The sequence below is a fragment of the Nonomuraea sp. PA05 genome, assembly GCF_008086045.1.
In the GTDB taxonomy this organism is placed as follows: Bacteria; Actinomycetota; Actinomycetes; order Streptosporangiales; family Streptosporangiaceae; genus Nonomuraea; species Nonomuraea monospora.
The window spans coordinates 38451-51665 of sequence record NZ_VSEY01000030.1 but is presented as its reverse complement, the minus strand read 5'-3'; the positions used below and the strand labels follow the sequence as shown (position 1 = coordinate 51665).

General features: G+C 69.8%; 12 protein-coding genes. 7 read left to right on the top strand and 5 right to left on the bottom strand.

The features are described from left to right. Positions 1 to 13 precede the first annotated feature (13 nt). From FXF51_RS38880 to FXF51_RS38870, 3 genes are all read left to right on the top strand, one after another. Positions 14 to 1216, top strand: a complete 1203-nt coding sequence (locus FXF51_RS38880; protein WP_148439759.1) for an AAA family ATPase — start codon at positions 14 to 16, stop codon at positions 1214 to 1216. A gap of 62 nt (positions 1217 to 1278) precedes the next feature. Then, the gene (locus tag FXF51_RS38875; RefSeq protein WP_262380109.1) at positions 1279 to 1854 is read left to right on the top strand and encodes an RloB family protein; all 576 of its coding nucleotides are present in this window, start codon (positions 1279 to 1281) and stop codon (positions 1852 to 1854) included. 64 nt (positions 1855 to 1918) lie between these two features. Beyond that, positions 1919 to 3532, top strand: a complete 1614-nt coding sequence (locus FXF51_RS38870; protein WP_411268419.1) for a serine/threonine-protein kinase — start codon at positions 1919 to 1921, stop codon at positions 3530 to 3532. Between the two features lie 169 nt (positions 3533 to 3701). Here the strand turns inward: FXF51_RS38870 and FXF51_RS38865 are convergent, their stop codons facing one another. Next, positions 3702 to 4238, bottom strand: coding sequence for a TetR/AcrR family transcriptional regulator (locus FXF51_RS38865; RefSeq protein WP_262380107.1), 537 nt, complete (start codon positions 4236 to 4238; stop codon positions 3702 to 3704). Positions 4239 to 4425: 187 nt separating this feature from the next. Between FXF51_RS38865 and FXF51_RS38860 the strand changes: the two genes are divergently transcribed. Together FXF51_RS38860 and FXF51_RS38855 are read left to right on the top strand one after the other, a co-directional pair. Beyond that, on the top strand, positions 4426 to 6087 hold the full coding sequence (locus FXF51_RS38860; protein ID WP_262380106.1) for an ABC-F family ATP-binding cassette domain-containing protein: 1662 nt from the start codon (positions 4426 to 4428) through the stop codon (positions 6085 to 6087). A gap of 256 nt (positions 6088 to 6343) precedes the next feature. Continuing rightward, positions 6344 to 7300: a virginiamycin B lyase gene (locus tag FXF51_RS38855; protein ID WP_222871640.1), complete on the top strand. Its 957-nt coding sequence runs from the start codon at positions 6344 to 6346 to the stop codon at positions 7298 to 7300. A gap of 377 nt (positions 7301 to 7677) precedes the next feature. Here the strand turns inward: FXF51_RS38855 and FXF51_RS38850 are convergent, their stop codons facing one another. After that, positions 7678 to 8175, bottom strand: coding sequence for a hypothetical protein (locus FXF51_RS38850; protein WP_148439755.1), 498 nt, complete (start codon positions 8173 to 8175; stop codon positions 7678 to 7680). Positions 8176 to 8282: 107 nt separating this feature from the next. On the opposite strand from FXF51_RS38850, the gene FXF51_RS38845 reads away from it, so the two are divergent. Both FXF51_RS38845 and FXF51_RS38840 read left to right on the top strand, forming a co-directional pair. Further along, positions 8283 to 9230 carry a quinone oxidoreductase family protein gene (locus FXF51_RS38845; protein ID WP_148439754.1) on the top strand — a complete coding sequence of 316 codons (948 nt, stop codon included), beginning with the start codon at positions 8283 to 8285 and terminating at the stop codon, positions 9228 to 9230. A gap of 36 nt (positions 9231 to 9266) precedes the next feature. Continuing rightward, the gene (locus FXF51_RS38840; RefSeq protein WP_148439753.1) at positions 9267 to 9887 is read left to right on the top strand and encodes a LysE family translocator; all 621 of its coding nucleotides are present in this window, start codon (positions 9267 to 9269) and stop codon (positions 9885 to 9887) included. Positions 9888 to 10155: 268 nt separating this feature from the next. Here FXF51_RS38840 and FXF51_RS63030 read toward each other — a convergent pair whose 3' ends face one another. From FXF51_RS63030 to FXF51_RS38815, 3 genes are read right to left on the bottom strand one after another with little or no spacing between them, the layout of a single operon-like run. After that, positions 10156 to 11493 (bottom strand): PucR family transcriptional regulator, encoded by a 1338-nt coding sequence (locus tag FXF51_RS63030; RefSeq protein WP_262380105.1) that lies wholly within the window; start codon positions 11491 to 11493, stop codon positions 10156 to 10158. Then, positions 11493 to 12284, bottom strand: a complete 792-nt coding sequence (locus tag FXF51_RS38820; protein ID WP_148439752.1) for an ABC transporter permease subunit — start codon at positions 12282 to 12284, stop codon at positions 11493 to 11495. Before FXF51_RS38820 ends, FXF51_RS63030 begins: the two co-directional genes overlap by 1 nt. Then, positions 12262 to 13173: an ATP-binding cassette domain-containing protein gene (locus tag FXF51_RS38815; RefSeq protein WP_148439751.1), complete on the bottom strand. Its 912-nt coding sequence runs from the start codon at positions 13171 to 13173 to the stop codon at positions 12262 to 12264. The genes FXF51_RS38820 and FXF51_RS38815 overlap by 23 nt, the downstream gene beginning before the upstream one ends. Positions 13174 to 13215 lie beyond the last annotated feature (42 nt).

Here is a 13215-nt window from a genome sequence, read left to right as displayed (position 1 = left end):
CGGGGAGAAGGCTGTGTTGTTGCGTTTCCGGGTCGCCAATCACCGGTCGATCCGCGACGAGCAGACGCTCTCCCTGACGGCCGCGTCACGCCGGGGAGAGGCCAAGCGGGCAACACCACTTGAGGTCGCCGGCATTTACGGGGCCAACGCCTCAGGTAAGTCCAACGTCCTGGACTCCCTGCGGTGGATGTCCGATGCCATCCGGTTGTCCCACACCCACTGGAAGCCGACCGGAGGCGTGCCGCGACGACCGTTCAAGCTCTCCCCCGCAGGACGGCAGACCCCGTCGTTCTACGAGATCGATTTCCTCCATGAGGGCGTCCGCTACTCCTACGGCTTCGAGGCCGATGACGAAATGGTGCTCGGTGAATGGCTCAACACCTTTCCGCGTGGCCGCACCAGGAGACTCTTCGACCGCAGCGGGCCAGCCGATTTCACCTTCGGACGCGGTCTCACCGGCGAGACACAGCGCATACGCAAGCTCACCCGCCCGAACTCGCTCTACCTCTCTTGCGCGGCTTCCAACAACCATCCGTTGCTCAGCGGCCTCTACGAGAGCCTGACGTCCAGCGGCGCCTACTTCATCCAGCACGGCGAGATCCACGAGAAGTTCCGCCTCGACGTCGTGAAGCACATTCTGGACGCGGAATATGTGACGGACGACATCAACGAACTCCTCCGCATCGCGGACCTGGGCGTCGAGCGCATGGAACTCGTGGAGACAGGCCCGCAGGAGAAAAAGGTGGTCCTGCGCCGCCGGATCGACGCTCCGCCGCTGAGCCTGGAGGAGGAGAGCGCGGGAACAAGGGCATGGCTCTCCCTGCTGGGGCATACGCTGAGCATTCTCTACATCGGCGGCACCCTGCTCGCCGACGAGATCGACTCCAGCCTGCATCCGCTGCTCAGCTCGACGCTGATCCGGATGTTCAAGGACCCTGACATCAATCGGCACGGCGCCCAGCTCATCTTCTCCTCGCATGACACCACGCTCCTCGGCTCCCTGCTCGAGGAGGAGGTTCTGGCCAGGGACGAGGTCTGGTTCACCGAGAAGGACGACTCCGGGGCCACCAGCCTCTACTCACTCGCCGAATTCCACACCCGGCGTGACGAGAACATCGAACGCGGTTATCTCCAAGGCCGTTACGGGGCAGCGCCTTACCTCAACTTCGAGAACATTCGCGAGATCTTCATGAAAGGGCCCGTCCTGAAGCCATGAGTCCCAGGCGTAGCCCTCCACGCCTTGACCGTCCTACTGGCCGCCGAGCCCCCAAGAAGCGCGTGCTCATCGTGTGCGAGGGTGAGGTCACGGAGGTCGAATACTTCCAAGGCGTCCGCGATTACTTCCGCTCTCTTCCCGTGGAGATCCGCAACTGCAAGGTGATCGGTCTCGGGCGCGACCCGGCGGCCATCGTCACGTACGCCGTCAAGGAACGCGACAAGAAGGACAAGGAGGCGCGCACACAGCGGGACGCCAACATCGCCTACGACGAGGTGTGGTGCGTCGTAGACGTCGATGGGCACAAGACCCTCGACCAAGCTGTGATCGAGGCCAGGAGAGGGCGTGTCAACCTCGTCATCTCCCTGCCCTGCTTCGAACTGTGGATCCTCTACCACTTCGAGGATCACACAGCCGCCTGCGATCAGGAACGCGTCAGGCAGCGACTCAGGAAGCACCTCAAGGATTACGACAAGCACTTGGGGCGGGATTTTCCCTTCGCTCATCACCAGATCGCGCGCGATCGGGCCCGGCGAGCCGACCCGGAGCATTGCGAGCCCAACAGGAAGGGCCGCAATCCCTCCACCAACGCCTGGCTGATAGTCGAAGCCATCCGCCGATCAGGAACGCGTGGCTGACCGTTGAGCTTTTCGCCTCTTGTGGTCTGCAGCGGGAAGCCGCATGTCGGTAAGCTAGCGCGCCGTGAGCGGTGATACCTCCCGGATCGGGCGCTACAGGCTGCTTGGCGTGCTGGGACGAGGCGGGATGGGCACGGTGCATCTCGCCGAGGATCCCGCTGGGCAACGGGTCGCCGTCAAGGTGATCAACCCCGAGCTCAGCCAGCACGAGCAGTTCCGCATGCGTTTCCGCAGGGAGGCGGACGCGGCCCAGCGGGTGCGCAGGTTCTGCACGGCCGCCGTGATCGAGGCCGCGCTCGACGGCGACCAGCTCTACGTGGTCACCGAGTACGTGCCCGGCCCCGACCTGGACACCGCCGTCCGCCAGTCGGGCCCTCTGCGCGGCTCCAGCCTCGACGCCCTGGCCGTCAGCGTGGCCACCGCGCTCACCGCCATCCACGGCGCCGGGGTCGTGCACCGCGACCTCAAGCCGTCGAACGTGCTGCTGTCACCCGTCGGCCCGCGCGTGATCGACTTCGGCATCGCGCGGGCGCTCGACACGCTCGGCGGCGTCACCGGCACCGGCGAGCTCGTCGGCACCCCCCGCTACATGGCGCCCGAGGTGCTGCGGGGCGAGCCCGTCTCCCCCGCGTGCGACGTGTTCTCGTGGGGCTGCCTGGTAACGTTCGCGGCCAGCGGGCGGGCGCCGTTCGGCGGCGACACCCTGCCCTCCATCGTCTACCAGGTGCTCAACACCGAGCCGGACCTCGGCGCCGTCGAACCGGGCCTGCGCGAGCTGGTCGCGGCGGCGCTGCGCAAGGACCCGGCCATGCGGCCCACCGCGCAGCAACTGCTCGACCACCTCGTCGGGCGGGCGGCCGCGCCCGAGCAGGCCGCTCAGACCGTACAGGCCGCCTGGTCCACCACCCCCTACACGGCCGCTCCCCAGACGGCGGGGCGGCGGCGCGGGCGGCTGTACGCGGGGCTGGCGGCGGCCGCGGCCGTCCTGGTGACCGTGGGCGTGGGCGCCTGGGCCGTGCTGCGGCCGAGCGGGCCGCCCGAGCTGAACCTGCTGTACGCCGAGGACTTCACGCAGACGTCCGGGGGCTGGAGCGGCACGTACGACCCCGTGCTGTCGGCCAGCAGCGGCTACCGCACGGACGGCACGTACGGGCTGGACGCCGAGCCGTTCAACGAGGAGAACTGGGCCCAGGCGCCCGCCCCCTTCCTCATCGCCAAGCCGACCACCACGCCCAGCTCGTCGGCCACGCCCACGCCGATGTTGCCCGAGACCGTGCTCGTCAGCGCCATCACCGAGGTCAGGAAGGCCACCGGGGTCGGCGAGTACGGGCTCTACTGTCACGCCGTCGAGGACGGGACGTACTACGAGTTCGGGCTCGACACGACCGGCAAGGCCAGGATCCGGCGCATTTTCGACGGGTCGGGCAGCACGCTGGCGCAGCCCGTCAAGGTGGAGGGGCTGTCGGGCAAGGCGCGGGTGACGGCATCGTGCGAGAAGTCCGGGTCGGCGGTGCGGCTCGCCATGTGGGTGAATGGAGAGCAGGTGCACGAGGTGGAGGATCCGAACGGGATCGGCAACGGGTATGTGGGGTTGTTCGTGCGTACGCCGAAGGACCGTAAGTCGGTGCTGAAGATGTCGTTCGACGACTTCGAGCTGCGGGGTACGAAGGAGCCCTGACCGCCGCGTCCGGAACGCCCGCCTTCGTCCCCGCTCACAGGACGCCCGCGTACGCGTCCACCCACGGGACGTCCACGTTGACGTCCGCTCACAGGACCCCCGTGTAGGCGTCCACTCACAGGACGTCCACATTGACGTGCGCTCACAGGACCCCCGTCTAGGCGTCCGCTCAAAGGACACCCGCGCGGGCGGCGGCCAGTGCCGCGTCGGCGGCGCGGTCGGCGTCCCGCTCCGTCACCGGCTCGTGCGCGACGAACAACCGGTAGTAGACGGGCGCCACCGCCACCCTGATCACCTCGCTGGCGTCCACCACGCCGGGCAGCTCCCCGCGCGCGACCGCCCGCCGCACCACCTCCGCCGACTGCTCGTGCCTGGCCGCGAAGAACCCGTGCAGCGCCCGCGCGGCAGCCGCATCCTGCACGGCCGCCGCCACGAACGCCGACGACACCGGCCCCAGCTCCGGATCGGCGAACCCACTACGCACAAGCTGCACAACCCCCCGCAGATCACCCTCGATCGAGCCGGTGTCGGGAACGGGCCACGGCTCACCGCTCGCCAGCTCCAGAGCGTCGGAGATCAGCCCTTCAACGCCGCCCCAGCGCCGGTAGACGGTCGTCTTGTGCACACCTGACCGCTCGGCGACGTTCTCCACCGTCAACCCCTGATAGCCCTTCTCGCCCAGCTCGGCGAGCGTGGCCTGCCGCACAGCATCACGGACCCGCGCGCTACGCCCTCCGGGTCGCTTACTCGTCTGCAAAATCTACTCCAGTTGCATTAACCCCAACCCCATGCCAAACTAACGCTACCCGAGTTGCGATTGGAGCTCCACCCTGATCAGTCTCCGCAAGGTCTACAAGTCCTACGCCGGGCGCACCGTCCTGGCCGGCATCTCCTTGTCCGCGGGCCCGGGCGACCGGATCGGCATCGTCGGCGAGAACGGCTCTGGCAAGTCCACGCTGATGCGCCTGCTGGCCGGCGCCGAGCATCCCGACGACGGCGCGGTACGGGTGACCGGCGAGGTCGGCTACCTCGGCCAGGAGCTCGATCTGCCGCCCACCCACACCGTCCAGCAGGCCGTCGACACCGCACTGGCCGACCTGCGGGCCATGGAGCGCAGGCTGCGAGAGCTGGAGTCCGCACTGACCGAGGAGGCCACGGACGCGAAGGTAACAGCCGCAGAGATCACAAGCGCCGAGATCATGGACGAGTACGGCGAGCTGCTCACGGCGTACGAGCTGCGCGGCGGCTACGAAGCCGACGCCCGCGTGAACCGCGCCTTCCACGGCCTCGGCCTCGCCCACGTGAGCCGCGACCGGCGCCTGTCCAGCCTGTCGGGCGGCGAGCGGGCACGGCTGGGCCTGGCCTGCGTGCTGGCCGCCGCACCGCGCGTGCTGCTGCTCGACGAGCCGACCAACCACCTCGACGAGTCCGCGCTCACCTGGCTCGAAGACCGGCTGCGCGAGCACAGGGGCGCGGTGGCCGTGGTCTCGCACGACCGCGTCTTCCTCGATCGCGTCGCCACGGCGATCGTCGAGGTCGAACACGGCTCCGCCACCCGCTTCGGCGGCGGCTACACGGGCTTCCTGGCGTCCAAGGCGGCGGCCAGGGCGCGCTGGGAGCAGTCGTACGCGGCGTGGTGCGAGGAGGTGCGCCAAGTCCGCGCGTACGCCTCCACCACCGCTCACCGGGTGGCCGCGGGGCGGGTGATGCGCGACAACAACAAGATGGCCTACGACCGCAACGCCGGGCGGGTGCAGAGCTCGGTGGCCACCCGCGTCCGCAACGCACAGGAGCGTCTACGCCGCCTGGAGGCCGCCCCGGTCCCTCGCCCACCGGCCCCACTCCGCTTCCACGGCAGCTTCGACGCCCCCGTACCCCTCGACGAGCCTCACGCGCCCCAGCGCCGACCAGTCGCCGACGCGGCCCCTGACGTGAGCACGGGCACGGACGCGCACCCAGACGCGAGCATGAGCACCGACGCGCACCCAGACGCGAGCATGAGCACCGACGCGGGCGCTCGCATCCTGCTGGAGCTGCGTGACGTACGGGTCGGTGACCGCTTGCACCTCGAGTCGCTGACGATCCGGAAGGGCGAGCGACTCCTGGTGCAGGGCGCCAACGGCGCAGGCAAGTCCACCCTGCTGCGCGCTCTGGCCGACGGCGCGACCGGCTGCCGGGTCGGCTACCTGCCGCAGGAGGTGTCGTTCGATCCCGCCCAGAGCGTGCTGGAGGCGTACGGCGAGGGTTTCGCGGACGAACGCCGCACGATGCTCCTGAACACCGGCCTCTTCCAAGCGCACACCCTCGACCAGAAGGTGGGCGAGCTGTCGGTCGGGCAGCGGCGCCGGCTGGCACTGGCCCGGCTGCTGGCCCGGGAGCACGACGTGCTGCTGCTCGACGAGCCGACCAACCACCTGTCCCCGGCCCTGGCCGAGGAATTGGAGGAGGCGCTCACCTCCTACCGGGGCGCGCTCGTCCTGGTCTCACACGACCGCGCGCTCGTCCGGCGCTTCCGAGGCACCCGGATCGAGCTGATCGGAGGACGCGTACGCTGACCAAAACCTCGACCGCACCACCCAAAACCGCGGCCGCATTACCCAGAACCTCGGCCGGAACACCCAAGCCCCCGGCCGCATCACGCGGAACCCCGGCCAGAACACCCAAAGCCCCGGCCGGAATACCCACAAGCCCGGCCGCATCACCTGGAACCCCGGCCGCATCACCCGAGACCCGGGCCAACTCAACCGAGACCTCGGCAGCCGCAAACCAGCAGCCGTCCAGAGCCACCCCCACCATCATCGGGGGACACGCATGTTGACCAAGATCGAGGCAGGCGCGCCGTACGGCATTGCGACCGCTCACGACGGAGCCCTCTGGTTCACACTCGTCCACCAGGGACGCGTCGGCAGGCTGATACCGGGCGAGGAGCCCACGATCCACCAGCTCGACCCGGCCGACGGGCTCCCGACCGTGATCACTCCGGGCCCTGACGACGCGATGTGGTTCACCGAGTACAAGGGCGGGCGCATCGGCCGCATCACCGCCGACGGACGGCTCACGGTCCACGAGGCGGCCACGCCGTACGGGATCGCCGCAGGACCGGACGGGACGATGTGGTTCACCCAGCTCGAAACCACGAAGATCGGCCGTATCGGGGCCGATGGGGCGCTGACCGAGTACGAAGTGCCGGTGGCAGGCGGTATGCCGTCGTTCATCACGGCGGGGCCCGACGACGCCTTGTGGTTCACGCTCAACCAGGGCAACGCGATCGGGCGCATCTCACTCGCCGGCGAGATCACCGTACATCCGCTGCCCACCGAGGGGGCAGCACCGGTGGGAATCACGGCCGGGCCCGACGGCGCCCTCTGGTTCGTCGAGATCGGGGCAGGTCAGGTCGGGCGGATCGACACCTCCGGCAAGATCACCGAATATCCACTCCCCGACCGGGGTGCGCGCCCGCACGCGATCATCACCGGAGCCGACGGTGCGCTGTGGTTCACCGAGTGGGCGGCCAACCGCGTCGGCCGCATCACCGTGGAGGGCGTCATCGAGGAGCATCCGCTGCCCAGCCTTCCGGGCGAAGCCGAGAATCAGCCGAGCGAAGCTGAGGATCAGTCGGGTGAAGCCGAGGATCAGCCGGGTGAAGCCGAGGATCAGCCGGGTGAGCTGAAAGGTCGAGGGAAGGCTGAGCCACACGGGCTGACGGTCGGGCCGGACGGCGCGATCTGGGTCGCGCTGGAGGCCGGCGCACTGGCCCGCCTCGGCTGACCGACGCCCGCGGCACCGCAGCCGGTCGGCCCCGAACAGCTCGGCTGACCACCGCCCGCGGCACCACGGGCGTCGGGCCGGAGCGTCTCGACCGCCGAACGGCGCCGACACCAGCCGCCCGGATGCTGCAGCCCTCAAGCTGTTCTCGGCGGAGAACGCGGGGCCGCGTTGATCGCGCATGCGGGACGCCGATCCGCGGAGGCCCCCGATGCCGGCTGCTCAGGGAGGGGACTGCTCCTGACGGACCGTGCTGAGCGAGTGCGGCCGTCCTGATCGGATGCGACCGTCCCGGTTCGGTGCAGCCGAGCGATCGGACACGGCCGTCCCAATGTGGTGCAGCCGTGCTGAGCTGATGCGGCCGTCGTGATCCCTCCCTTTCACCTGGCCGCCTCCGTGGCCGGCGCTCGCCAGAGCTGAAGCCGATAGAGCTGGACCATGAACACGTCCTCAGGAAAGTCCGGCTCCTCGGTGTTGCTCATGACCTTGGTCAGCACCCGGATGGGCCAGGTCAGCCCCGCCTCTCCGAGGTCGAAGACCGCGAAGTCCTTCGGCTCGCTCCAGGAATTCCATTCCGCGATCGCGATCGTCCCTGAGTCGATGTGTAACTCGCCGGTCCAGATCTCGTCCCAGAACCCCGGCGCATCCGGACAGGCGTCCCACAGCTCATAACGGACGAAGTGCTTGTCACCTTGATCGACCCGGCTGGTCAGGAGGAGGCCGCTGGGGCCCACTCGTATGTCTGGATTGCCGTTCGGAGGGATGTCCCCCGGACCAGGGTCGCCGGTGATCTCACCGTTCGTCATCTCGGTGATGAGGAAACTTTCACCCAGATCGATGGAGATGTTGTCGATCAGGCTGTTGAGCAGGCTCGCCATGTGGCCGCACTCCTTCGGGCGCGAACGATTCCGCGGGAGGTCGACATGGAGCGTACGGGGCGCGGCCCGGGTGGCATTGATCCCGAGGAGAGGAGTTGACTAGGACCATGCATGCCATCATCGTCTCCACCCCAGGCGTCCCCGAGGCCCTTGAATACGTCGATCGCCCGGACCCTGTCCCCGGTGACGGCGAGGTCGTGATCGACGTAGCCGCGGCCGGCGTGAACTTCATCGACATCTACCACCGCTCAGGCGCATACCCCCTGTCCCCCCCCACCCCCATCGGCTCGGAGGGGGCGGGCACGGTGTCGGCCGTCGGGCCGGGGGTGCGGGACGTCGCCGTGGGCGACAGCGTCGCATGGGCGAACGTGCTCGGCAGTTACGCCGAGAAGGCCGTCGTGCCCGCTCACCGGGTGGTGCCGGTGCCGGAGGGCGTGTCGGCCGAGGTGGCGGCCGCGGCGATGCTGCAGGGGATGACGGCTCACTACCTGACGCACTCCACGCATGAGGTCAAGGAGGGCGACCAGGTGCTCGTGCACGCCGGAGCCGGCGGCATGGGGCAGTTGCTGATCCAGCTCGCCAAGCTCAAGGGCGCCAAGGTTTACACCACGGTCTCCACCGGCGAGAAGGAGAAGCTGGCCAGGGCGGCCGGCGCGGACGAGGTGCTGCGGTACGAGGACTTCGCCGAGGCGCTGAGCGGCAAGATCGACGTGGTGTACGACGGTGTCGGCAAGTCCACGTTCGACGGCGGGCTGCAGGCGCTGCGTCCGCGCGGCCTCATGGCCCTGTACGGTGCCGCCAGCGGGCCCGTCCCGCCGTTCGACCCGCAGACGCTCAACAAGCAGGGCTCGCTCTTCCTCACCAGGCCCACGCTGGTCCACTACATCGCCGAGCGGCGTGAGCTGCTGCAGCGGGCCTCCGACCTGTTCGGGTGGATCACCGCCGGACAGCTCGCGATCAACATCTCGCACCGTTATGCGCTGGCCAACGCGCGGCAGGCGCACGAGGATCTGGCGGCTCGCCGTACCACCGGAAAGCTGCTCCTCATTCCGTGAAATATCCGTTTTTGGCCCTGCTGTAGCCTCGCGTTCATGGACATCGCAGGATCAATCTGGTCGTTCGCCGCCGTGGTCGCTCTGCTGACGATGACTCCCGGCCTCGACACGGCTCTGGTCCTGCGTACGTCCCTCCTGGGCGGGCGGCGACCTGCCTGGGGGGTGACGCTGGGGATCCAGCTCGGCACGCTCTGCTGGGGCGTCCTCACCGCCGCCGGGCTGTCGGCGTTGCTGGCCGCCTCGCAGCTTGCCTATGACGTGCTGCGCTGGGTCGGGGCGGCGTACCTGGTGTGGATGGGGGTGCGCATGTTGCTGACGAGGCATGAGCGGCTTGCTGAGGATCAGCGGCCCGAGGAGATGCGCTTCGGGATGGGGCTGCGGCGCGGGTTGCTGACGAACCTGCTGAATCCCAAGGTGGGGGCGTTCTATGTGGCCATGTTGCCGCAGTTCATTCCCGAGGGGGCGCCGCATGCGCTGATGGGGCTGGCGTTGGCGGGGGTGCATGTGGTTGAGGGGCTGGTTTGGAGTGTGGTGCTGATCGGGTTCGCGTCGTGGATGGGTGGGGTTCTGCGGTCGCCCGGTGTCCGGCGGTTCCTCGACCGGCTGACCGGGGTGGTGATCGTGGGGTTCGGCGTCCGGCTCGCCGTGAGTGAGTGAACGGGGTGCGGCCCACCGGGAGTGGTCGGGCGGCGGGTGGTCGGGCCGGGTGGGGCCGGGCGCGTGTGAGGACGGGCGCGTGTGAGGCCGGACGCGTGTGAGGCCGGACGCGTGTGAGGCGCGGCGTGCGTATCTGGGCGGATTGAAGCTCGTTCTGAGGGGCTGGGCGGGTGTTCCCGGTGTGAGTCGTGGGCGGCGGGTGGCTTGGTGTCTGGGGCCGCTCAGGTGCTGGGCGGTGTGCGGGGCGCCGTTCGGACGGGTGGGCTGGTCAGTCGAAGGGCCAGCCGAGGAGGCGGGCGCCCAGGACGGCTGTTTCCAGGGTGAAGCGCTGGGTCGGGTCGTCGGGTGAGAAGCCGGTCAGGCGGCGGATGCGTTCCAGCCGGTACGTCACCGCCCGAGCGCTGACCTTCAGCCGCCGTGCCGCGGCCGTCTGGTTCCCCTGGGAGGCGAAGATCGCCTCCAACGTCTCCAGCAGCGGCTCATGCCCGCCCCGCGCCTCCAGCAGCGGGCTGAGCACACTGGTCACCAGATCTTCGATGGCGCTCCTGTCGCGCAACAGCACAGGAAAGACCAGCAGGTCAGCGGCCTTGACCACCTCGGTGGCGAGGCGGAGTCCGTCGGCCAGTTCCAGAGCCTGGGCCGCCTCGCGGTAGGAGGTCACCACTCCCCCCGGTCCGCGGTGGGCCCGGCCGACGCCGACGCGCCAGCCGGGTGGGAAGCGGGTGCGTACGTGGTGGGTGAATTCGCCCACGGCGGCGGGGAGGGTGGCGGGGGCGACGCAGACGAGCAGGGCGTCGCGGACGGCGATGAGCACGTTGTGGGAGCCGAAGCGGGCGATCAGGTCGCGTTCGATCCTGCCCCAGTCCGGTGCGGCGCCCCCGGAGTGGTCCCTGGCGCCGTCTTCAAGGCCATCGCCGCCCCCTAAGCCACGGCGATCCTGGCCGCCGCCCCCAAGGCCACGGCCGTCCTGGTCGCGGCCCCCAAGGCCACGGCCGTCCTGGCCGCCACCCCCAAGGCCACGGCCGTCCTGGCCGCCACCCCCAAGGCCACGGCCGTCCTGGCCGCCACCCCCAAGGCCATCGCCGTCCTGGCCACCGTGCCCGAAGCCGTGCCCGAAGCCGTGCCCGAAGCCGTGCCCGAAGCCGCCCCCCGAGCCGCCCCCCGAGCCGCCCCCCGAGCCGTCCCCCGAGGCGCCGGTGCGCAGCCCGCGCGCCACCGCCACCACATAAGACTCCGCCAGCCGCAGCCCGAAATGCTCAGCCCGCTCAGCCAACCGCTCAGCCCGCCCCTGCAGCAGATCATCCACGAACTCCCGCCGCGCACTCTCCTCACTACGAATGGCCGCGAGCTGCGCCGCCTCATACCCCTCCATCAACGCCGAAACAGCCTTCCGCAGCGCCGGCACCACCCCCGGCACCCCCTCCCCGGCGGCGAGCGCGGCATCGACCAGCGCCCGCAGCGGCACCCCCAGCTCGGCGGCCCTGGTCCCGGCGGCGCGGTAGGCGTCCAGGGCCTCACGATCGGGCAGGCGACCGGTCGCCGCGTGGTCGGCCAGCCGCTGCCGGTGCCCTTTGAGCAGGTCGGCGGGCGGCTCGGAGATCGCCATCAGACTCCTACGTCACGCCTGTCGAAGGCGAGCACCGCGGTGAGCGCGAGCACGGCCGTGGCCCCCGCCAGAACAAGGTAGTCCCCGACGGGCAGCCCTTCGAAGATGGGCCTGCCTTCGGCGTAGTAGTGGAAGGGCGATACCCATTTCAGCCAGGCGATGGCCTCCACGGACCGGCCCACGGTGACGACGGTGTAGCCGGCCGCGACCCACACGCCGACGACGGCGGAGGCGACGAGCCGGCGGCCGGTGGCGGCGCCGACGGTGAGGGCCACGGTGCCGAAGAAGAGGCCGAGCAGGAGCACTCCGGTGTGCCCGGCGAGGATCCGGTCGAGCGGCACCCCCGTGTCCACGAGCGCGCTGCTCCCCGCGGCGACGACGAACGTCCCGGCGGCGACGAGGAGCAGGCTGAGGGCCAGGGCGGCGAGCTTGTCGAGGACCAGCCGCCGCCGGTCCACCGGCAGGGTGACGATCAGCTCCAGCGTGCCGGTCTCCTCGGGCCCCGCGAGTGCCCGGTTGGCCAGGAGGGTGGCGCAGGCGATGAACAGCATGGGAACGAAGAGCTGGTAGACGACCGTCTGGAGGTAGCCGGCGCCGGAGACCATGTCCGTCATGCCGCCCATGAGGTCGCGGAGCGGGCCGGGGAACTTGGCGGCGGCGGCGGGGCCGTACACCTCCGGGTTCTGCTGGACGCTGGCGTAGACGTTCAGGTACAGGGCGATGAAGGCGCTGATGCCGATGGTCCACCAGATCAGCATCCGCCGGTGGTCACGCAGGCTTCTGGCGATCATCGTGCTCCTCCTCGCCGCTGTAGTAGGTCAGGAAGATCTCTTCGAGGTCCGGTTCGGCGCTGACCAGGTGGACGACCGTGAATGCGGCAGCCGCCTTGATGAGCGCGTCGGGCCGTCCGTCGATGGTGCAGCGTACGCCGGCTCCTTCGACGCGCAGGTCCCGCACGCCCGGCAGGTTCTCGAAGGCGGAGGCGGGGACGGGCGACTCGAAGTGCAGTTCGATCCTGCGCACGGCCTTCTCGCGCAGCGCGGCGACGTTCTCGACGGCGACGAGCCGGCCCGCGCGGACGATGCCGACCCGGTCGGAGACGCTCTCCACCTCGGCCAGCACGTGCGAGGACATCAGGACGGTACGCCCGGAGGTGCGCACCTCGCGCACCAGCGCCAGGAACTCCTGCTGCACCAGCGGGTCCAGCCCCATGGTGGGCTCGTCGAGGATGACGAACTCGGGCTCGTGCATGAACGCCTGGATCAGCCCGATCTTCTGCTTGTTGCCCTTGGAGAGCTTGCGCATCGGCACGGTCAGGTCGGCGTCGAACCGTTCGGCCAGCGCCTCGATGCGGGAGACCGGCACGCCGCCGCGCACCTGTCCGAGGAAGCGCAGGTAGTCGGCGGCGCGGTCGCGGCCCTCCAGGACGAGCTCGCCCGGCAGGTAGCCGATCCTGGCGCGGGTGGCGGGCTCGCGCGGGGCTCCACCGAGCACGCGCAGCGTGCCGCGGGTGGGCCTGATCACGTCGAGCAGGAGCCGCAGCGTGGTGGTCTTGCCCGCGCCGTTCGGCCCCAGGTAACCGAAGATCTCCCCAGGCTGGATCTCCAGCGTGAGGTCTTCCAGGCCCCGGCGCCTGCCGTAGTACTTGGTCAGCCCTTCGGCCTGCACTACTGCTGTCATGCCCGCATCGTCCCGCTTGCCGGGCCTGGCGTCATGGACCAG

Bases quoted from the DNA above. Each gene is read 5' to 3' on its own strand.
- FXF51_RS38845 (WP_148439754.1), top strand. From the start codon at position 8,283: ATGCATGCCATCATCGTCTCCACCCCAGGCGTCCCCGAGGCCCTTGAA.
- FXF51_RS38840 (WP_148439753.1), top strand. From the start codon at position 9,267: ATGGACATCGCAGGATCAATCTGGTCGTTCGCCGCCGTGGTCGCTCTG.
- FXF51_RS63030 (WP_262380105.1), bottom strand. From the start codon at position 11,493: ATGGCGATCTCCGAGCCGCCCGCCGACCTGCTCAAAGGGCACCGGCAG.
- FXF51_RS38855 (WP_222871640.1), top strand. From the start codon at position 6,344: ATGTTGACCAAGATCGAGGCAGGCGCGCCGTACGGCATTGCGACCGCT.
- FXF51_RS38815 (WP_148439751.1), bottom strand. From the start codon at position 13,173: ATGACAGCAGTAGTGCAGGCCGAAGGGCTGACCAAGTACTACGGCAGG.
- FXF51_RS38850 (WP_148439755.1), bottom strand. From the start codon at position 8,175: ATGGCGAGCCTGCTCAACAGCCTGATCGACAACATCTCCATCGATCTG.
- FXF51_RS38820 (WP_148439752.1), bottom strand. From the start codon at position 12,284: ATGATCGCCAGAAGCCTGCGTGACCACCGGCGGATGCTGATCTGGTGG.